Annotated in this window: 20 protein-coding genes; 2 read left to right on the forward strand and 18 right to left on the reverse strand. The window is 63.8% G+C overall.

Annotation, left to right across the window (positions count from 1 at the left end; all coding sequences use genetic code 11):
• Positions 1–50: 50 nt before the first annotated feature.
• From PCA20602_RS09180 to PCA20602_RS09225, 10 genes are all read right to left on the reverse strand, one after another.
• A complete protein-coding gene (locus PCA20602_RS09180; protein WP_069343211.1) occupies positions 51–1,658 on the reverse strand; it encodes a carboxyl transferase domain-containing protein in 1,608 nt (535 codons plus the stop codon).
• 64 nt (positions 1,659–1,722) lie between these two features.
• A complete protein-coding gene (locus tag PCA20602_RS09185; protein ID WP_150720944.1) occupies positions 1,723–2,130 on the reverse strand; it encodes a YchJ family protein in 408 nt (135 codons plus the stop codon).
• A gap of 19 nt (positions 2,131–2,149) precedes the next feature.
• The gene (locus tag PCA20602_RS09190; RefSeq protein WP_069343209.1) at positions 2,150–2,755 is read right to left on the reverse strand and encodes a 2-hydroxychromene-2-carboxylate isomerase; all 606 of its coding nucleotides are present in this window, start codon (positions 2,753–2,755) and stop codon (positions 2,150–2,152) included.
• 166 nt (positions 2,756–2,921) lie between these two features.
• Positions 2,922–3,599 (reverse strand): SDR family oxidoreductase, encoded by a 678-nt coding sequence (locus PCA20602_RS09195; RefSeq protein WP_150720945.1) that lies wholly within the window; start codon positions 3,597–3,599, stop codon positions 2,922–2,924.
• A gap of 11 nt (positions 3,600–3,610) precedes the next feature.
• Positions 3,611–4,795: an acetyl-CoA C-acetyltransferase gene (locus tag PCA20602_RS09200; RefSeq protein WP_069343207.1), complete on the reverse strand. Its 1,185-nt coding sequence runs from the start codon at positions 4,793–4,795 to the stop codon at positions 3,611–3,613.
• Positions 4,796–4,828: 33 nt separating this feature from the next.
• The gene (can, locus tag PCA20602_RS09205; protein WP_150720946.1) at positions 4,829–5,509 is read right to left on the reverse strand and encodes a carbonate dehydratase; all 681 of its coding nucleotides are present in this window, start codon (positions 5,507–5,509) and stop codon (positions 4,829–4,831) included.
• Between the two features lie 55 nt (positions 5,510–5,564).
• Positions 5,565–7,385: a bifunctional isocitrate dehydrogenase kinase/phosphatase gene (aceK, locus tag PCA20602_RS09210; protein WP_150720947.1), complete on the reverse strand. Its 1,821-nt coding sequence runs from the start codon at positions 7,383–7,385 to the stop codon at positions 5,565–5,567.
• Between the two features lie 107 nt (positions 7,386–7,492).
• Positions 7,493–8,674 carry an isovaleryl-CoA dehydrogenase gene (locus PCA20602_RS09215; RefSeq protein WP_069343204.1) on the reverse strand — a complete coding sequence of 394 codons (1,182 nt, stop codon included), beginning with the start codon at positions 8,672–8,674 and terminating at the stop codon, positions 7,493–7,495.
• 168 nt (positions 8,675–8,842) lie between these two features.
• Complete coding sequence (locus PCA20602_RS09220; RefSeq protein WP_150720948.1) at positions 8,843–9,325, reverse strand: PaaI family thioesterase; 483 nt, start codon at positions 9,323–9,325, stop codon at positions 8,843–8,845.
• A 427-nt stretch (positions 9,326–9,752) separates the two neighbouring features.
• On the reverse strand, positions 9,753–10,187 hold the full coding sequence (locus PCA20602_RS09225; protein ID WP_150720949.1) for a MerR family transcriptional regulator: 435 nt from the start codon (positions 10,185–10,187) through the stop codon (positions 9,753–9,755).
• 221 nt (positions 10,188–10,408) lie between these two features.
• Between PCA20602_RS09225 and PCA20602_RS09230 the strand changes: the two genes are divergently transcribed.
• Positions 10,409–11,491 (forward strand): MBL fold metallo-hydrolase, encoded by a 1,083-nt coding sequence (locus PCA20602_RS09230; protein WP_150720950.1) that lies wholly within the window; start codon positions 10,409–10,411, stop codon positions 11,489–11,491.
• A 298-nt stretch (positions 11,492–11,789) separates the two neighbouring features.
• Here the strand turns inward: PCA20602_RS09230 and PCA20602_RS09235 are convergent, their stop codons facing one another.
• From PCA20602_RS09235 to argS, 6 genes are all read right to left on the reverse strand, one after another.
• Positions 11,790–13,109 (reverse strand): MFS transporter, encoded by a 1,320-nt coding sequence (locus PCA20602_RS09235; protein ID WP_150720951.1) that lies wholly within the window; start codon positions 13,107–13,109, stop codon positions 11,790–11,792.
• Between the two features lie 238 nt (positions 13,110–13,347).
• Positions 13,348–13,710, reverse strand: coding sequence for a hypothetical protein (locus PCA20602_RS09240; protein ID WP_150720952.1), 363 nt, complete (start codon positions 13,708–13,710; stop codon positions 13,348–13,350).
• 446 nt (positions 13,711–14,156) lie between these two features.
• A complete protein-coding gene (locus tag PCA20602_RS09245; RefSeq protein WP_150720953.1) occupies positions 14,157–15,047 on the reverse strand; it encodes an SDR family oxidoreductase in 891 nt (296 codons plus the stop codon).
• Positions 15,048–15,093: 46 nt separating this feature from the next.
• Positions 15,094–15,774 (reverse strand): thiol:disulfide interchange protein DsbA/DsbL, encoded by a 681-nt coding sequence (locus PCA20602_RS09250; protein ID WP_150720954.1) that lies wholly within the window; start codon positions 15,772–15,774, stop codon positions 15,094–15,096.
• A gap of 247 nt (positions 15,775–16,021) precedes the next feature.
• Positions 16,022–16,705 (reverse strand): SPOR domain-containing protein, encoded by a 684-nt coding sequence (locus PCA20602_RS09255; protein ID WP_150720955.1) that lies wholly within the window; start codon positions 16,703–16,705, stop codon positions 16,022–16,024.
• Positions 16,706–16,766: 61 nt separating this feature from the next.
• Complete coding sequence (argS, locus tag PCA20602_RS09260) at positions 16,767–18,530, reverse strand: arginine--tRNA ligase (RefSeq protein WP_150720956.1); 1,764 nt, start codon at positions 18,528–18,530, stop codon at positions 16,767–16,769.
• Between the two features lie 152 nt (positions 18,531–18,682).
• On the opposite strand from argS, the gene PCA20602_RS09265 reads away from it, so the two are divergent.
• Positions 18,683–19,006 (forward strand): DUF1840 domain-containing protein, encoded by a 324-nt coding sequence (locus tag PCA20602_RS09265; protein ID WP_150720957.1) that lies wholly within the window; start codon positions 18,683–18,685, stop codon positions 19,004–19,006.
• Positions 19,007–19,105: 99 nt separating this feature from the next.
• Here the strand turns inward: PCA20602_RS09265 and PCA20602_RS09270 are convergent, their stop codons facing one another.
• Together PCA20602_RS09270 and PCA20602_RS09275 are read right to left on the reverse strand one after the other, a co-directional pair.
• Entirely contained in the window at positions 19,106–19,441 is a 336-nt protein-coding gene (locus PCA20602_RS09270) for a hypothetical protein (RefSeq protein WP_150720958.1), read from the reverse strand.
• 206 nt (positions 19,442–19,647) lie between these two features.
• Entirely contained in the window at positions 19,648–20,358 is a 711-nt protein-coding gene (locus PCA20602_RS09275; protein WP_150721121.1) for an MgtC/SapB family protein, read from the reverse strand.
• Positions 20,359–20,377: the final 19 nt, after the last annotated feature.

A 20,377-nucleotide genomic window follows, 5' to 3' on the forward strand; every position in this document is an offset into this window, starting at 1 on the left:
TATTCCTTGATGGACCGGGGCCGGGGACCGAGATAGCGGATGACGTCCGCTTACATGCGGAACAGGCCAAAGCGCGTTTCCGGAATCGGCGCGTTGAGCGCGGCGGACAGCCCGAGGCCGAGCACGGTACGGGTGTCGGCGGGATCGATCACGCCGTCGTCCCAGAGGCGCGCGCTCGCGTAGAACGGATGGCCCTGACGCTCGTACTGATCGCGGATCGGTTGCTTGAAGGCGTCTTCTTCCTCGGCGCTCCACTGGCCGCCCTTGCCTTCGATGCCGTCGCGCTTGACGGTCGCGAGCACCGACGCCGCCTGTTCGCCGCCCATCACCGAGATGCGTGCGTTCGGCCACATCCACAGGAAGCGCGGCGAGTAGGCGCGACCGCACATGCCGTAGTTACCTGCGCCGAACGATCCGCCGATGATGACGGTGAACTTCGGCACGTTCGCGGTGGCGACTGCCGTCACCATCTTCGCGCCGTGCTTGGCGATGCCTTCGTTCTCGTACTTGCGCCCGACCATGAAGCCCGTGATGTTTTGCAAGAAGATCAGCGGGATCTTGCGTTGGCAGCACAGCTCGATGAAGTGCGCGCCCTTCTGGGCAGACTCCGAAAACAGAATGCCGTTGTTCGCGACGATGCCGACCGGATAGCCCCACAGATGCGCAAAGCCGCACACGAGCGTGGTGCCGTAGCGTGCCTTGAATTCGTCGAACTCGGAGCCGTCGACCAGACGCGCGATCACTTCGCGCACGTCGAACGGCTTCTTCGTGTCGGCGGGGATCACGCCGTACAGTTCGCGGGCGTCGTACTTCGGCTCGACCGGCGCTTTGACCGCCACGCTCGCCGGTTTGCGACGGTTCAGGTTCGCCGCGATGCTGCGCGCGATGGACAGTGCGTGGGCGTCGTTCTGTGCGAAGTGATCGGCCACGCCCGACAGACGCGTGTGGACATCGGCGCCGCCGAGGTCTTCGGCACTCACTTCTTCGCCGGTCGCGGCCTTCACCAGCGGCGGGCCGCCGAGGAAAATCGTGCCTTGCTCCTTGACGATGATTGACTCGTCGCTCATCGCGGGCACATACGCGCCACCGGCGGTGCACGATCCCATCACCACGGCGATCTGCGGAATGCCCTGCGCCGACATCTGCGCCTGGTTGTAGAAGATGCGGCCGAAGTGATCGCGATCGGGGAAGACGTCGTCCTGATTGGGCAGGTTCGCACCGCCCGAATCCACCAGATAGATACACGGCAGGTGGTTCTGCTCGGCGATCTCCTGCGCGCGCAGGTGTTTCTTGACCGTCATCGGGTAGTACGTGCCGCCCTTGACCGTGGCGTCGTTGCACACGATCACGCATTCCTGACCGGACACGCGCCCAATGCCCGTGATGATGCCTGCACCCGGTGCGTCGTCGTGATACATGCCGGTCGCGGCGAGTTGCGAGAGTTCGAGGAACGGCGAGCCCGGATCGAGCAGTTGCTGCACGCGATCGCGCGGCAGCAGTTTGCCCCGGCCCGTGTGTTTTTTGCGCGCAGCTTCTCCGCCGCCACCGGCCAGTTGCGCGATGCGTGCGCGAAGTTCGTCGACCACGGTCTGCATCGCGGACGCGTTGCGTGCAAAGTCTTCGCCGCGCGGGTTGAGTTTGCTTTCGAGAATCGGCATGTGACGAAATCCGGTGGAGTTGTGAGTTGTCGTTGAGTGTTTTGGCCGGCGCACCCGCCCGAAATCAGTCGAACAGATCGCCGTCGAGGTAACGCCAGCGCCCGTCGCCGTCGCGCTCGAAGCGGCTGCGCTCATGCAGCCGGTGCGCGCGCCCGCCGATCTTGTAGCGGGCGACGAACTCGACTTCGGCGTGGGTATCGTCGCGTTGCAGATGCGCTTTGACCTGGAGGCCGAGCCACTGCGGGGCGTCGTCGAATTCGAGCGTGGCGGGACGCGTGCTCGCCGCCCACGTATCGAGCAGATACGGGGCGTTCTGACGCACGAACGCCGTATAGCGCGAGCGCATCAGCGCTTCGGCCGTCGGCGGGAGATCGCCGCGTTCCAGATAACGGGCGCAGCAGTCCTCGAACGAGAGGCCGCCGCAGGGGCAGGCTTCGCGTTCGTTGTGCTGCGGCGGTTGGGGTCTTGCCATCGTGTGTCTTGCCTTGTTGTCAGATTCTGCCGTGCTTCAGACAGGCCTCGACCTGCAGGAAGCGGTCGAAGCCCCAGAACGGTTCGCCGTCCACGATCACGAACGGCGAGCCGAACACGCCGCGCGCCATCGCCAGATCGATCTCCGCCTTGAGGTGATCCTTGGCGGCGGGCGAGTGCATGCCGGTGTCGAGCGCCGCGCCGTCGATGCCCAGCGCTTCGCCGAGCCGCACGAGTTCCGCCGGGTCGCCGATGTTCACGTCGTCGACGTAGAGTGCGCGAAAAATCGACTTCGCGAATTCTGCCGACAGGTCGCCGCCGCGATGATCCTGTACCCACAGCACGGCGCGCTCGGCGGCTTGCGTGGGAATCGGGAAATGCGTCGGTCGCTTGTAATCGATGCCGTGAAAGCGCGCTGTGCGCTCCACGTCGTGCCGCAGATACTCCGTCTTGATCGGATGCTGCACCGGCGCGCCCGTGCCGTTCACCTTGTAGACGATGTCGAGCAGGATCGGATGCCAAGCGACGCCACGTCCGTTACGCGAAGCGATGTCGTCGATGCAGGTGCTCGCAAAATACCCATAGGGGGATGCGAAGTCGAAATAAAAGTCGATGGCGGACGTCATGTTGGCTCCGTTCCGAGTGACGTTTCTGGCCCGCGAATCAAAAGATACGGCGGTGTGGCACTAGCTTGTTATCGGTGACTTCGGGACTGCGTGATGCCTCGGTGACAGCGTGGTTTCCTGCGTGAGTCGGTGCGTCGTCGGGTGTTCGTCGTGCAATGCCCGCGCGTTACCACGTGAGCGCGTTGCCGTCGTAGTTGTAGAAGCCGCCGTTGTGCGTGGCGCGCTCGCCCGGCGCTCGTGCGAGCACACGTCGCATGCCGGTCACGCTCGTCTGCACGTCGATGTCGGCGTTCTCGCCGCCCATGTCGGTGCGCACCCAGCCCGGGTGCATGGCGACGCACGTAGCGCGTTGCGCTTCGAGCGACACCGCCTTGACCACCGAATTGACCGCCGCTTTGCTCGCGCGATACAGCCAGCTACCGTTCGATTCCATCAACGCGACACTGCCCATGCGGCTCGACAGGAAGCCGAACGCGCCGCCTGCCGCTTCCACGAAGGGCAGCACGAGCGGGGCGACCTGCATGGCGCCGAGCACGTTGGTATGGAAGACGCGATCAAATTCCGCCTGCGTGATCGGGGCGAGGCCGGTCGTGCGCTCGGAGTTCACTCCGGCGTTGTAGATCGCGACGTCCAGTTCCACGCCGTCGAGTTGCCACGACAGACCGGAGAGCGATTCCACGCGGGAGACGTCAAGTTTCAGCGCCTGGGCGCCCAGCTCACGCAGGGCGGCCAGTGCGTCGTCGCTGCGGGCGGTTGCGAAGACCTGCCAGCCATCCTCGCGGTACTGCCGAACGAATTCCATGCCGATGCCGCGTGAGGCGCCGATGATGAGGGCTGTTTTCATGAACTTCCCGATCAGACGAGTTCGATGGCCATGGCGGTCGCTTCACCGCCGCCGATGCACAGGCTCGCGACGCCGCGTTTGCCGCCGGTCTTGCGCAGCGCGCCGATCAGCGTGACGAGAATGCGCGCACCGGACGCACCGATCGGGTGACCGAGCGCACAGGCGCCGCCGTGGATGTTCACCTTCTCGTGAGGCAGGTCGAACTCGTGCATCGCTGCCATCGTGACGACGGCGAACGCTTCGTTGATCTCGTACAGATCGACGTCAGACGTCGACCAGCCGGTCTTCTCGAACAGCTTGCGCATCGCTCCGACCGGAGCCGTGGTGAACAGGCCCGGCTGCTGTGCGAAGGTGCTGTGTCCGGCAATGCGCGCGAGCGGCGCGAGGCCGAGGCGCTTGGCCGTCGATTCGCGCATGAGCACGAGGGCGGCGGCGCCGTCCGAGATCGACGACGAGTTCGCGGCCGTCACCGTGCCGTCCTTGCGGAACGCGCCCTTGAGCGTCGGGATCTTTTCGGGATTGGCCTTGAACGGCTGTTCGTCCTGATCGACGACCGTGTCGCCCTTGCGGCCCGGCACCGTCACGGGCGTGATTTCCCATGCGAACGAGCCGTCCTTCGTGGCGTTCTGCGCGCGTTCGAGCGAGGCGATAGCGAAGGCGTCCTGCGCTTCGCGGGTGAACGTGTAACGGTCGGCGCATTCTTCGGCGAAGGTGCCCATCAGGCGGCCCTTGTCGTAGGCGTCTTCCAGACCGTCCATGAACATGTGATCGATGACCTGACCGTGGCCCATGCGCATGCCGGCACGTGCTTTGGGCAGCAGATAGGGGGCGTTGCTCATGCTCTCCATGCCGCCGGCGACGATCACGTCGGCACTGCCTGCGGCGAGCATGTCGTGGGCGAACATGGCGGCGCGCATGCCCGAGCCGCACATCTTGTTGACGGTGGTGGCGCCTGCGGCAAGCGGCAGACCGGCACCGAGCGTGGCCTGACGCGCCGGTGCCTGTCCCTGACCGGCGGGCAGCACGCAGCCCATCACGACTTCATCGACCTGTTCCGGTTTCAGACCGGCGCGTTCGACGGCCGCGCGAATGGCGGCGGCGCCCAGTTGCGGGGCGGCGACATCGCCGAACACCCCTTGCAGGCCCCCCATCGGTGTGCGGACGGCGGAAACGATGACGATCGGGTCTTGTTGCATGGCAATCTCCTGAAACGGATAGAAAGCGTGGCGCTAGGCGCGTGGATGCCGTAATTCGGCCATCGCCTGCACGCAGCGGTCATAGACACGCGGCAGTGCTTCGAGGCTATTCACCGACATGCGCAGGTCGCGCACCAGACCGTCGCGCAGGCCGTACACCCAGCCATGCACCGTGACAGCTTGATGGCGTGCCCAGGCGTCGCGCAGCACCGTCGTATGACAGATATTCACGACTTGTTCGATGGCGTTCAACTCGCACAAACGATCATGACGCGCGTCGCGCGAGGGCAGCGCGTCGATCTGATCGACGTGGCGCTCGTAGACATCGCGCACGTGGCGCAGCCAGTTGTCGACGAGCCCCATCTTCGCGCCGTCGAGCGCCGCGCCCACGCCACCGCAGCCGTAGTGACCGACCACCATGATGTGGCGCACCTTCAGCACTTCGACGGCGAACTGCAAAACCGACAGACAGTTCAGGTCGCTATGCACGACCACGTTCGCGATATTGCGGTGGACGAACACTTCGCCCGGCGCCAGACCCGTAATCTGGTTGGCCGGGACACGCGAGTCCGAGCAGCCGATCCAGAGGTATTCCGGGGCCTGTTGCTTGGCCAGCCGCTCGAAAAAGGCGGGATCTTCCGCGTTCACGCTGGCGACCCAGGCGCGGTTGTTATCGAGCAGATGGATGAGAGGTTGGTCTTTGTCTTCGGTCATGATCGTGTCATCCGGCGGGCGTGTCGTTGGCGGGTTCGTTCAAGGCGCCGAAGGCTCAGGCGGCCGCTGCGCGGGGCGGCGCGCTCGTAGCGCGGGCAGGACGACCTGCGCCGTAGCGATTGACGAAACGCAGCGCGACATCGTACGGATAGAAGTCGTGCATCTGTCCGGCGCGTACCCGATCCTGAAAGCCTTGCCACAGGTCGGGATCGAAGAAATCCGGATGATGCTGGTTCAGATAGCGCCGCACGCGCGCGTCTCCCGTCAGAAACGTTTCGAACGTCTGCGGAAACACGTCGTGCGGGCCTACACGGTACCAGACTTCCCCCGACATCGCCTCTTCTTCGTTACGCGGCTCGGGCACCCGGCGGATGTGGCAATCCGTCAGATATTCCAGCTCGTCGTAGTCGTAGAAGACCACCCGGCCGTGACGCGTCACGCCGAAATTCTTGTACAGCATGTCGCCCGGAAATACGTTCGCGGCCATCAGTTCCTTGACCGCGTTGCCGTATTCGCGCATGGCGTGATCGACCTGTTCGTCCGACGCGGTTTGCAGCCACAGATTGAGCGGTGTCATGCGCCGCTCGATATAGCAGTGGCGGATCACCAGCGCGTCGCCGTCGACTTCCAGCAGCGAGGGCACTTCGGCCTGCAACTGGGCGAGCAGGGCGTCGTCGAAACGCGAGAGCGGAAAGGCCACGCTGGAGAACTCCAACGTATCGGCCATGCGGCCCACGCGATCATGCTGCTTGACCATCAGATACTTTGCTTTCACCTGCTCGCGCGTGGTTTCCTTGGGCGGCGCGAAGCGCTCGCGGATCAGCTTGAAGACGTACGGATACGACGGCAGCGTGAAGACCAGCATCACCAGTCCGGCAATGCCCGGTGCGCTCACGAACTTGTCGCTCGAATGCTTGAGGTGATGCAGAAAATCGCGATAGAACAGATTCTTGCCATGCTTCTGCAAACCCAGCGAGGTATAGATCTCCGCCTTCGGTTTGCTCGGCATGATCGTGCGCAAAAACTGCACGTAGGCCGACGGCACCTCCATGTCGACCATGAAATACGCATGCGTGAAGCTGAAGACTACGCGCAGTTCGTCGCGTCGCAGCAGGACGGTGTCCAGCGCGAGTTTGTCGTCGTCGTCGTGCATGATCGGGACGGCGAAGGGCGTGATGACGTCGCCGTTCACGATGCGTCCCACGATGTACGCCGCCTTGTTGCGAAAGAACAGCGACGCCAGCACGTGGATCTGGAAATTCGGCGCGGCATCGAACGTGTCGGGCGTGCCGAACGTTGCCTCGATCGCGCGCATCACATAGCCCACGTCGCGTGCCAGATCGGCGAACGGGCGTTTCAACTGGAAATTCGTGACGATGCGCGAGAGCGTGGCGGCCATGCCGTCCTGCGCCGGATAGTAGACGCGATAAGTCGGTCTGGCGGCGGGAGCGTCGTTCTCGATGTACTCCGTCGCCACAGCGGGGCGCACGAAGATGAAACGGTTATTGAAGTAAGAGCGGTGCAGGATCTTGCAGCACACCGAGTTGAAGAACGTCTCGGCGAGTTCGGGCTGACGATGCTCGGTCAGCAAGCCGATGTAGTGCAGCTTGACCTGCTGCCAGACGTCTTCGTCGAGCGACTGCGCGTCGAACTCGTCTTCCAGCGTGACGATGCATTCGCGCACGCGTTCGTCGTAATAGGCGATGCGATCGCGCTGGAGCTTCTGGATACCCGTGAAGTCACCGGCTTCAAAACATGCCTGCGCCGCGACACACACCTCGCGGAAAATGCGGTAATGCTTGTCGAAGCCGTCCAGCATCGTGCGGGCGACGTCGAAAGCAAACTGCGACGACAGGAGTTTCGGGAAGTGATTCATACCGGTCGGGACAGGCGCGGAGCGAGCTTGCAACGATTGTAGCGCCGCTGCCCGCGCCTGATGGTCCGTCTAGCCTAATGTCGGTTCTGCGTGACTGGTCTCGGGGATTACATCGTTTCCGCGAACAGCTCGCGGCCGATCAGCATGCGACGGATTTCCGACGTGCCTGCGCCGATCTCATACAGCTTCGCGTCGCGCCAGAGGCGTCCGACCGGGTATTCGTTGATGTAACCGTTGCCGCCCAGAATCTGGATCGCTTCGCCGGCCATCCACGTCGCCTTTTCCGCCGTATAGAGAATCACGCCGGCGCAGTCCTTGCGCACCTGACGCACGTGATCGCTACCCAGCGAATCCAGTTGACGGCCCACGGCATAGAGATACGAGCGGCTGGCTTGCAGGATCGTGTACATGTCGGCGACCTTGCCCTGAATCAGCTGAAACTCACCGATCGACTGACCGAACTGCTTGCGGTCGTGGATGTACGGCACGACCACGTCCATGGCGGCCTGCATGATGCCCAGCGGACCACCGGCGAGCACCGCGCGTTCGTAGTCGAGGCCGCTCATCAATACCTTCACGCCGCCGCCGACCTGACCGAGGATGTTCTCCTCCGGCACTTCCACGTTCTCGAACACCAGTTCGCCCGTGTGCGAGCCGCGCATGCCGAGCTTGTCGAGCTTCTGTGCGACGGAGAAGCCCTTCATGCCTTTCTCGACGATGAAGGCCGTCATACCGCGCGCACCGGCTTCGATGTCCGTCTTGCCATAGACGACGAGCGTGTCGCAGTCCGGGCCGTTCGTGATCCACATCTTCGTGCCGTTGAGCACATAGCGGTCACCGCGTTTCTCGGCGCGCAGCTTCATGCTGACGACGTCCGAGCCGGCGTTCGGCTCGCTCATCGCGAGGGCGCCGACGTGTTCGCCCGATACCAGCTTCGGCAGGTACTTCGCCTTTTGCGCGGCGGTGCCGTTGCGGTGGATCTGGTTCACGCAGAGGTTCGAATGAGCGCCGTAGGACAGGCCGACGGATGCCGAGGCACGCGAGATTTCCTCCATCGCGATCATGTGGGCGAGATACCCCATGTTCGCGCCGCCGTACTCCTCCGAGACGGTCATGCCGAGCACGCCGAGGTCGCCCATCTTGCGCCAGAGGTCCATTGGGAACTGGTCGGTGTGATCCACTTCCGCCGCGCGCGGGGCGATTTCCTTCGAGGCGAAATTCGACACCGATTCGCGCAGCATGTCCAGGTCTTCGCCGAGCATGAAATTGAGGCCGGGCAACGTCGTCATGACACAGTCTCCAGTGGGTGGCGCGTGGCGGTTCGCCCGCGCGGATGTTCGATGGTGCTTGGTAAGCGATGAATCTACGATCAATCGGCGATGAGTCAGCGATCAATTAGCGTTCGTGATGCCGAAAGTCGCGCCGTTGGTGGAGCGATAACCGGTGCGATGTATCGCTCAGCGCGCGACGCCAGCCGCCGTGGCGGAATGGGGGGCCAGCACGAAGAGCGTTTGTTGCATGAGGGCGCAGAGTGTCCATTTGCCGTTGTCGACGGCGAACAGTTCCGCCGTGGCGACGATGAGCGTGCGTCCGGCTTTGACGACCTGACCGCGTCCGACCAGTGTATCGCCCTTGCCGGGCGCGAGAATGTTCAGTTTGTACTCGGCGGTGACCAGTTCCTGATCGACCGGGATACGGGTATAGCCGGCATAGCCGCCGGTCGAATCGGCGATAGCGCCGATCACCCCGCCGTGGAAGTAGCCGAGCTGCTGATTGACCTTGTCGGAGAACGGCAGCGAGATTTCGCAGAAGCCGTCGGCCAGATGCGTGAGTTGTGCGCCCCAGTGGGTCATTACGCCTTGTTTGTCGAAACTGGCGCGAATTTTCGCGGCGACGGCGTCGTCGAGCGGAGCGGCATGAGAGACAGGGGCGTTGGCCATGGTCGGGGTCGTGACAGGGACGCAAAGGGCTGGGATAGCCGGGTCCAGAGATACTACTTTACGTTTACGTAAACGTAAAGTCAGGGCTTTCCTGAATCAAAAAGAAGGGATGACGCTTGATCATCGTTCGGTGATGGGGGGCTGGTGGAGATGTAGGGGAAAAGCGATTCCGGTGTGAGGCCGAGCGAGTTGACGTGCCGGAATAGCGAGAATCAGAGGGAGAGTGTTGGGGTATTGGGGGTATTGGGGAGTCAGAGGGGCGGGGATCGGTGCTGCCCTGACGGAGAGACTTTCAGGTGGAACGGAGTCAGGGTAGTACCGGTCCCCGCGGCCCTGGGAGGAGGTCAGGGCTGGGGGAGGGTGAAGCGGGTTGTGGTGTACGGCGCGCAGGCTGGACAGCAGGCCAGCAAACCGAACCCGCAAAAACTCAGTGAGACGTCGCGGCCGTTTTCACGCGACGCGCGGAAGGCGGCACGACTTCCCCGGCCGCTTCGAGCAAAGCGTGGCACTGGGCTTCGTGTTGGGAGACTTCGTCGAGCGTGGCGTGGAGGTCTTCAAGTTGTTGTTCGAGGACCTGACGATGCGCGGAGAGTGTATCGAGGAAGACTTTCAGTTGCGGCACCGTATCCTTCGGCGACTCGTACAGGTCGAGAATCGACTTGATCTCGGAGAGCGTGAGCCCGAGGCGTTTGCCGCGCAGCGTCAATTTCAGGCGCGTGCGGTCCTGGCCGGTGTAGACGCGATGGCGTCCGCCGGGGCCTTCGCGGGCGGGGGTGAGCAGCCCCTGATCCTCGTAGAAGCGGATCGCGCGGGGGGTGATGTCGAACTCGCGGGCGAGGTCGGTGATCGTGTAAGTGAGCATCGGATCGGGTTACGCGAGTCGGGACTCGGGGTTGGGCACAATGTCGGGCGCTGGAGTCGGCACGAGGCCGAGGTCAGGCGTGCGGTGAATGTGCGGTTAAGCGACTACTTACCATTACAGATAGAATTGCCGTTTACGTTAGCGTCAACTTGCATCGTATGCAATCGGTGATGGCGTCAACCTGACAACAAGAGAACAAGCCCAACTGGAGCGTGGCCCCCGTGAATGCCCTTGAACAACAACTGAACTATCCCCTTGGCGACTTTCTGCCTGATGGCGGTACCGTGCACGAAGTCGTGCCGGGCGTCTTCTGGGTGCGCATGCCGTTGCCGTTCGTGCTCGATCACATCAACCTGTGGTTGTTGCGCGACGAGATCGATGGCGTCAAAGGATGGACGGTGGTCGACTGCGGCATCACGCATCCCCAGATCAAGGCGTACTGGGAGCAGGTGTTCGACAGCGCGCTCGGTGGCGAACCGGTGCTGCGTGTCGTCGTCACGCATTGCCATCCCGATCACCTGGGTCTGGCGCACTGGATCTGCAAGGGCGGTGACAAACAGCGTTGGGAAGCGCGCCTCGCCATGTCGCTCGGCGACTACGCGTGGGGGCGTCTCATGTCCGAGGGCGACAACAATAATGCGGCCAACGCGGGCGGCGAATTCGCCGTCGCGCACTTCCTCGCGCACGGCCTTGCCGACGAAGCGATGATTGAGCAGATCCGCAATCGCAAGTCTTACTTCAGCGACCTCGTCCCGGAAGTGCCGTCGCGTTACTTTCGTCTGAAAGACGGCGATACGCTGCGCATCGGCGGCAGCGACTGGCGTCTGATCGCGGGCTACGGCCACTCGCCCGAGCACATGGCGTTGTACTCCGAACAGCACAACGTCCTCATCTCAGGCGACATGGTGCTGCCGCGTATTTCCACCAACGTCAGCGTTTTCGACATTGAGCCGGAAGCCAACTCGCTGCAACTGTTCCTGGACTCGCTGGGCGTGTATCTCGATCTGCCCGCCGACTGCCTGGTGCTGCCGTCGCACGGCCGTCCGTTCACTGGATTGCACACCCGGATTCGTCAGCTTCGCGATCACCATGCGGCGCGTTTGCAGGAAGTGCGCGAGGCGTGCGCGAAGACACCGCAAAGCGCAGGCGACATCGTCCCCATCATGTTCCATCGCAAGCTCGATGCGCACCAGACCACCTTCGCGATGGGCGAAGCGCTCGCGCACTTGCACATGCTCTGGCGCGCGGGCGAACTCAAGCGCGAGCGCGATGCCAAGGGGGTGTGGCGGTTCTCGCCGGTCTGAGTGCGTGACGTTGGCTTCGCAGTGCAATGCGGTGCGACTGCCGAACGCTAGCCAAAGTGGGCGAAGTGGGTATTGACGGCATCGTCATTGACGTCGACTTCGACAGCCAACCGAATCAGAAAGCAAGGCGAATCGATCGCCTTATCTTCATCCGTGCCGACACCAGGCGCGACCAACGGTATTCACGAGCGCACCAACGCAAAACGCCCCGAAGCGCAGGCTCCGGGGCGTTTTTCATGGTGCAGTAATACGTGCGGCGTGCGGCGTGCGGCGTGTGCCGTACACGCGGCTTACGACATCACGCGTGTTGTGCCGACGCCTGCATGTTCCGGCCTTCGCGGCCGAGCAGACCGTAGGTGACGAGGCTGATCGCCACCGTCAGCAGAATGTAATACGCCGGTGCGAGCGGGTTCTGCGTGACCTTGATCAGATACGTGATCCAGAACGGCGCGAGGCCGCCGAACAGCATCACCGAAACGTTGTACAGAATCGAGACGCCTGTGGAGCGCACACCGACCGGGAACACTTCCGTGACGGCCGTCGGGAACGCGCCCCACACGAAGCCCATGCAGATCGCCGGGAGAATCTGCGCGAGCAGCAGGTTGCCCATCGACGGCGTACCGTGCAACCGCGTGAACATCCAGAACGACGTCAGCCCGTATAGCAGCACGAAGAGCAGAATCAGCGGCTTGCGACCGACGCGATCCGAGATCCAGCCCGTGAGCGGACACATCACGGCAATCAGCATGGCGGCGATGAACGTCGACAGGCTCGCGGCGCCTTGCGTCAGACCGAGTTGCTTCACGGCGTAGATCGGCGTGTAGATCAGCGTGACGTAGAACGATGTCGTGGCCGCGACCGTCAGACCGAAGCCTGCGATGAGCGAGCGATAGTGCTTCGAGAAGACGTCCGCAAGCGGCGTGCGGCGCGTGGGTTCGCGCGCCGCGGCATAGGCGAGGAATTCCGGCGATTCCGTCATGCGGCGCCGGATGTAGAAACCCACCGGGCCGATCAGAATCCCGAACAGGAACGGCAGACGCCAGCCCCACGATTCGAGCGCTTCTTTCGACAGCCCCGAGTTCAGCACGTACGCGCACAGCCCCGCGAGAGCGACGGCGAGTGCCTGCGAGCACATCTGGAAACTGCCGTAGAAGCCGCGCAGATTCGGCGGCGAGAACTCGATGAGCATGGCCGTCGAACCGCCGAATTCGCCACCGGCGGAGAAGCCCTGGATTACGCGTGCGAGCAGGATCAGCAGCGGCGCGGCGAAGCCGATGGTCGCGTACGTCGGGGCGATGCCGATGAGGCCCGTGCCAAGCGCCATGAGCAACACCATCACGGAGAGCGCCGACTTGCGCCCGGCGCGATCGGCGTAAAGCCCGAAGGCGAGTCCGCCGATGGGGCGGAAGAAGAACGCCACACCGAGCGATGCCACGCTCGCCAGCAGCGAGGTCGTGTCGTTATCCGCGGGGAAGAAGAGTTTCGCGATGACCACCGCGAAGAGACCGTAGACCGTGAAATCGAACCACTCGAATGCGTTGCCCAACGTGGAGCCGATGACCGCTTTGCGTCGCAGTGCCGGATCGATGACCGGCGTGCCGGTAGGGGTTGTCTGCATGTGCCTCTCCTGCTTGGTTGAGAGTGCCGCAGGCGGATCGGTAGCCGACAGACAGGTCGTCGACACGCGTCCGCTCTCTGGCGGCGAGTCCGGATTGACGTCGTGTTTACCTCTGTTCAAGTTACACGGACACTCTATCGCAGGTTTGGAATGCACCACAACGGGTCAAAAATACGACCGAATCTTGCGCGGGACGGCTTGTTTTACGCATGGAATGCGACAACGGGGGGATGTTGCTTCAGCGATTTCCCCGGCTGCCTTTCCAGCGATAGTCGCGCTGACCGACCCAGTCCCAGCCTCCCGTGTACGGATTGAATTCGTAGCCCTCGCGGTATTCGCTGGTGTAGCAGCCGCCTTTCTCCAGATAGCAGCGCTCGCGCAGGAAGTGCGCGGCGTCGCGCGACGAGTGAGGTTGGACCGGCGCGATGACGACGGGAGGACGCGGCCCGACGATCGCCGGCGCTGGCGTGACGATGACGGGAGCGGGTGAGATGACGGCCGGTGCAGGTGTGACGATCACCGGTGCGGGGGCCACGATGGTGGGCGCGGGGCGCACGTATGACGCAGGCGGCCCGACGACCTGCCAATTGCCTGGATCCATCGCGGCGCATCCGGCTAACGCGGCAACGACGGGCACTGCGATCAGGCGGAAGCGGCGGAAGACGTGAACAGAGGAGATGACCGGAATAAAGGGGACAAAGGGGACAAAGGGGACAAAGACGGCCGGGCCGGAGACGCGTCGGAGAATAAGCTGACTGAGGAATCGGCGTGGGGCGACGCCGCGTAAGTAGCAAGCACGCGATTCGGCTTGCGAAGACATGGCGTTCATGGGAGCACCGCAGGTTAGGAATGCGGGGCACTGTATCGCGCCAGACTCGCCATGCTTCGGCTTTCCTGCGCTTTTTGGGGGATGTCCGAGCCAGACATCCGTGAGCGGCGTGGGCAGTGCTTAACTCGTCGCTCGATGCGCCCCTGAACCTGCCACGCCGGGGTGGCGCATGTCGATCTCGTCGACGCTTACCGACGCGCCGTGTCCGGGGCCGAGGCTCAGGACTTACGGCTTGTATCGCCCTCGTCGCTCTCGCGCTGCGTCGAGTTTCCCGTATCCGTCGCCCCCGCCGCCTTCGCGGCCCTTGCCGCGTCGCGCGCTTGCCGCTGCGCCATCGTCGGCTTACGGGGCGCGCGGGCGAACAGCATGTCGTATAGCCAGCGCGGCAGGCATCGCATGGCGAATGCCACGATGCCCATCGGCCACGGCAACACTGCAAAACGCTTACGACGGGCGATCGCGGCAGCCGCCTTGCGGGCGAACTTGTCCGAGTCCATCAGGAACGGCATCGGGAACGGATTGCCGTCCGTCATCGGCGTGCGAATGTAGCCCGGCGCGATCGTCACGACAGCGACTTTGTCCGCACGCATCTCGACGCGCAGGCTTTCCAGATACGTCATTGCCGCCGCCTTCGACGCACTGTACGCCCCATGCCCCGGCAGTCCGCGGACCCCCGCAACACTGCCGATGCCGACGAGCGTGCCGCGCTTGCGCTCGCGCATGGGGCCGACGAACGGGCTGAACGTAGCGACCATCGCCATCCAGTTCGTGTCCATGACGGAGGCGAAGTGCGGCAGGTCGGCCGCATCTTCCGTATTCACACCGTGACTGATCCCTGCGTTGGCGATGACGATGTCCGGCACGCCATGGCGAGACATGAAGTCGCCGGCGGCCGCGCGCAGCGCGAGGGCGTCGCGCACGTCGAGCGCGTAGCAATGCACGGCATGCGGGTGCGGCAGCGTGGCGGCCAGATCGGTCAGCTTGTCGCCGCGACGGCCGACGAGGCCCAGAATTGCGCCTTGCGCAGCATAGTGGCGCGCGAGCGCCTGCCCCAGCCCGCTGGACGCGCCGGTGATGAAGACCTTCGGAGATGTCGTGTGTGTTGCCATATAACGCAAAAGCCCGGCCGGGGCCGGGCTTTGTGAGCGGCGAAGCTTACAGCTTCTTCGCGCGGATCTGATTGATGATCGAGTCGGCCGTCTTGAGCGCCGCATCGAACGTTTGCTGCTCGGTCGTGGCCGGCTTGCCGGCCTTTTGCATCGCGTCGCCCGACGTCGCCGGCGAGACGAGGTACTTGCCCTGAATCGCAATCGTCGGCACGCCGTCGATCTTGTAGTCCTGCCATGTCTTGTTGGCCGTCTTCACGTTGGCAGCCGTCGAGAAACCGTTGTAGGCGTCCATGTACTTCTGCTTGTCGATGCCGAACTGCGCGAGGAAGTCGGCTTGCTGCTGCGCCGTGAGCAGATAGTTGTGCTTGACGTGGATCTCGTTGAAGACCTTCGGCGTGAGTTCGGCTTCACGGCCAAGCGCCGTCAGTGCGAAGAACATGCGGGTGTGCGGCTCGAAGCGGTCCTGGAAGGCGACCGGCACGCGCTTGAACACGACGTCCTTGCCCTGCGCCTTGACCCACTTCTCCAGCGTCGGCTCCAGCGCATTGCAGTGCGGGCAGCCATACCAGAAGAATTCGGTCACTTCGATCTTGCCCGGACCGGCCGACGTCGGCTGCTGCGGAATCGTCAGATAGTCGGTCCCCGCGACCGGTGCTTCAGGCGAAGCCGAGGCGACACCCGAGAGGAAACCGAAAGAAATCAGTACGGCACCAAGAAGTTTTTTCATGATCGTTGTTTAGGAGTGAGGCAGACGCGCCGCGTATCGGCGGCGCACCCGCAAAACCATATCCCGGATTCAGGCAAATTAGCCAGTGCATATGACCGGCGATGCGCTGCCGGGTTCAACGTTCCGCTGCGGCAGCGAACGCAGCCCCAATGATGCGGGGTTTTGCCATTCCTTGCCGGGCGGGGTCCTGACAGTTACGAGGGGGGAAACAAAAGGCGTTGCCCTTACGGTGCAACGCCTTTCGCGTTCATTGCTTCGTGAAACGGATGACTGCCGTGTCGTACCCGCCGTCCTGCAGGCGTTGACGCACGTGGTTCATCTCGTCGAGCTTGCCGTACGGGCCGAGACGCACGCGGAAGAGCGTCAGACCGTTGGCATCGCGCTGCGTGACCTTCGCTTCGAAGCCCGACAGGGCCAGCTTGGCGCGCAGTTGTTCGGCGTCGCTCTGCGACTTGAACGCGCCGACTTGCAGGTAGTAACCCGTGCTGGCGTTATCCGTGGCGCTCGCGGGCGGCGTGGTCGGGGGCGCGACCGGTACCGTCGACTTGCCGTTCAGGATGTCTGCCGGCGACGGCTTCGTCTGGGCCGGCGGCGTGGCCGGGGCCGTCGGGGCCGAGGCGACCGGCGGCTGCGCCGGAACGCCCGGTACGAGCGGTGACGACTCGACCGCCGATGCCGTATCCGGCACGGCAGCGCCCGGCGCGGCACCCGGCAGCGGCGTACGCGGCTGGAGCGACTTGTTCGGGTCCGGTGCCTGTGCGGCCGGCGAGTTGTCGGCCGGACGCGGCGGCGTCTTTTCGACGAACGGGGTTGGCGTCTTCGTGATGTAGAGCGCAACGACGACGGCAACGGCCAGCCCAACGATCAGGCCGAGCACGATGCCCAGAAAAGTACCGCCCCGCTGGCGGGGTGGTCGACGTGTGTTTGCCATCGAGTCGATTCCGTCCTTACAGAGTTCCGATGCGGCTTGCCGTTCGGAGTGGTTGGATAACTTACATCTTGGCCGGGGCCGACACGCCCAGCACGGCAAGCCCGTTGCGCAGCACCTGACGCGTCGCCGCCAGCAGCGCGAGACGCGCATGCTTCACGGTTTCGTCGTCCACCAGCACGCGATCCGAGTTGTAGAAGGAGTGGAACGCACCTGCCAGATCCCGCAGATAGAAGGCCACGGCGTGCGGCGCAAGTTCCTCGGCGGCACGCGTGAGCATGTCCGGGTACTCGGCGAGCAGTTGCAGCAGCGCGAGCGCGCGTTCGCTGTCGAGCGGCGCGAGATCGGCGTTGGCCAGTGCGGCTTCGTCACCGCCCCATTGCGTGAGGATCGAGCAGATACGTGCGTGCGCGTATTGCACGTAATACACCGGGTTCTCGTCGTTTTGCTTGAGCGCGAGATCCACGTCGAACACGAATTCGGTATCGGCCTTGCGCGAAATTAGGAAGAAACGCACGGCGTCGCGACCGCGGCGCAGGGCGTCTTCACGCTCGGCGGGGTCCGTCACCGGCGTTTCTGCCGTAATGCCGCCCGACCATTCGATCAGGTCGCGCACCGTCACGTAGCTGCCCGCGCGCTTGGAGATTTTCACCTCTTCGCCGTTGCGCATGACGGTGACCATCTTGTGCAGCACGTAGTCGGGGTAGCCCTTCGGAATGCCGATGCCCAGCGCTTGCAGGCCGGCGCGCACGCGGGCGATGGTGCCGTGGTGGTCCGAGCCCTGCACGTTGATGACCTGATGGAAGCCGCGATCCCACTTGCGGGTGTGATACGCGACGTCCGGCACGAAATACGTGTACGTGCCGTCTGACTTGCGCATCACGCGGTCCTTGTCGTCGCCGTAGTCGGTCGTGCGCAGCCACAGCGCGCCTTCCTGCTCGTACGTCACGCCGGCGTCGATGAGCGCCTGCACCGTGCGCTCGACGCTGCCGTCGGCGTACAGCGACGATTCGAGATAGTACTGATCGAAGATCACGCCGAACGTTTGCAGGTCGATGTCCTGCTCGCGGCGCAGATACGCCACGGCGAATGCACGGATCGAGTCGATGTCTTCGATGTCGCCGCTGCCGGTGACGGGCGCGCCGTCGGACGCCTGCACGGTCTTGCCGGCGAGGAAATCCTGCGCGATATCGCCAATGTAGTCGCCGTTGTAGGCCGACTCCGGCCATTCGGCGTCGCCTGGCTTGAAGCCGCGTGCGCGGGCCTGTACCGACATGGCGAGCGTCTGGATCTGCACGCCGGCGTCGTTGTAATAGAACTCACGGTGGACCGCACGGCCCTGCGTGCCGAGCAGCGCGGAGATCGTGTCGCCGAGCGCTGCCTGACGGCCGTGACCCACGTGCAGCGGGCCGGTCGGGTTGGCGGAGACGAATTCGATGAGCACCGGCACCGCTTCGTTGCTGGCGGCGCGGCGGCCGAACGCGGCGCCTTCGGTCAGAATCGCGCGGGCGACCGACTGCTTGGCGGCATTGGCCAGACGCAGGTTGATGAAGCCCGGGCCGGCGATTTCGACGGCGTCGACGAGACCCTTGGCACGGGCGTCGGCGAGCATCGCGTCGGCAATCTTCTGGGCCAGCTCGCGCGGATTGGCGCGCAACGGCTTGGCGAGTTGCATCGCCACGTTACAGGCCAGATCGCCATGTGCGGCGACTTTCGGGCGTTCGAGCAGGATGACGGGCGCGGCAGGCGCGGTGCCGTCCGCAGGCATCAAACCGGCGACGACGTCGCCGATCAGCGCGACGAGAGCATTCTTTTGGGCGGGTAGCATTGGCGGGTGTTTCGGGTGCGTCCGGACGCGTCCGGACAGGCAGTTGAATCGTCAGCACCGGATTTTAACAGGTGTATGATGAAGTCACGGTACCCCTCCTTGCGTAACAGTTCAGGGACGGTGGTGGTGATAACTCAAAAAGGGAGCCAACCATGCTGGTAACGTTCACGGCGCATGCGTCGCCTACGATCAACATGCTGGAGAATCTGGCGCAATTGCTGCTGGGTATCGTCGGGAAGAAGCTCGGCGAGCGCGGCGCGATCGGGGCGGATGAGACGGGCGCCGCCATCGCGAAGCTCGAAGCGGCTATCGCGGAAGACAAGGCCGCTGCCGACAAGGAAAACGAAGGCAAGAAGTCCGACGAGCGCGATGACGACAATCGTCTGCGTCTGTCGCAACGTGCCTATCCGCTGCTGAACATGCTGAGGGAAGCGAACGCCGAAGGCGGCGCTGTCATGTGGGAAGTCAGCCGCTGAGTGCTGCGCACCGGGCCATTCCGGTGCACGCGACGAGCGCACAAAAAAAGCAGGCCGCAAATTGCGGGCCTGCTTTTTTTTCGGCGGCCGTTTCGAGAATTACTGGGCCTTGCCCGGTGCGTTATCCGGCGCGTTCGTGGCGCCATTACCGGTGTTGCCGTTGTTCGGGGTCTTCTTGGTGCTGTGACGCGGCTTCTGCGCCTTGGAATTCGGATGCGGGTCCGACGGCGTCATCGTCTGTGCGCCCGGCGTCGGTGCCTGACGCGAATTCGGCGAGGCCTGACTCGGCATCGGAGTCGACGGGTCCGTCGTCGTGCCGCCGCCAGGGCCGGCTGCGCCGCCACCTGCCGAACCTTGAGCGAAACTCAGTGCCGAGGCACCGGCGAGGGTCAGGGCGGCGACGGACGCTGCGATCGAATAAGTCAGCTTCTTCATCAGATGGACTCCTTTGCTTTGCGCTGCACACCGAAGGAATATCTTTCGTGCAGGCATCACTTGCGTTAGTGAGATTCCAGTCTAAGAAGCTGAGTCACGCTGTGCTGTAAGGCTTTGTAATGGAGTGTAATTCGGAAAAATCCTGGGAACTTTCCCGATTTCTCTCGCGAATACGTAATCAACGCCCGTCGTGCGGCGCCTAATGATTAGTCATCCGAACGACTTGACCAGAACACCTGATTGACGCCGGGAAGCGTTTCCAGATGATCGGTGAGCGCATCGAGTTCGCCGGCCTTGACGGCGGTCGGCAGCAGCAGCGCCTCGATTTCGACTTCCGACTCGCCGAACGGGTGGATGTCGAGCGCACGCACCGGGTAGTTCGACGCTTCGAGCCACGCCTCGACCTTGTCGAGCACGTCGCGCTGCGTGGTGCGGGCGCAGATGACGGACAGCGCATACGTGGCTTCCGAGGTCGCCTCGTTGATCGGCGCCCGGTTGATGCGATTGACGACGGGGCGCAGCAACGTGTTGGCCGCCAGCACGAAGAACGCCACGACGACGGCTTCGACGATCAGGCTGGCGCCCGCCGCCGCACCGACGGCGGCCGATCCCCACAGCGTGGCGGCGGTGTTCAGGCCGCGCACCGACGCCCCGTCCTTCATGATCGCGCCCGCGCCGAGGAAGCCGACGCCCGACACGACATACGCAATCACGCGCGTATCGCCCGGCATGAGCCGCATCGACAGATCGACGAATGCGGCGGCGCCCACGGCCACCAGCACGTTGGTCCGCAGCCCCGCCGTGCGTTGCCGGACCTGACGCTCCACGCCGATGATCGTGCCGAGAATGAACGCCACGGCGAGCGACACGAGGGTGTTGAGCAACGGGAGAAGGTGGAAATTCTGGATGCTGTTCAGGGCTTGCATGGAACGTCTC

The organism is Pandoraea capi (genome assembly GCF_902459735.1).
Lineage (GTDB): Bacteria > Pseudomonadota > Gammaproteobacteria > Burkholderiales > Burkholderiaceae > Pandoraea > Pandoraea capi.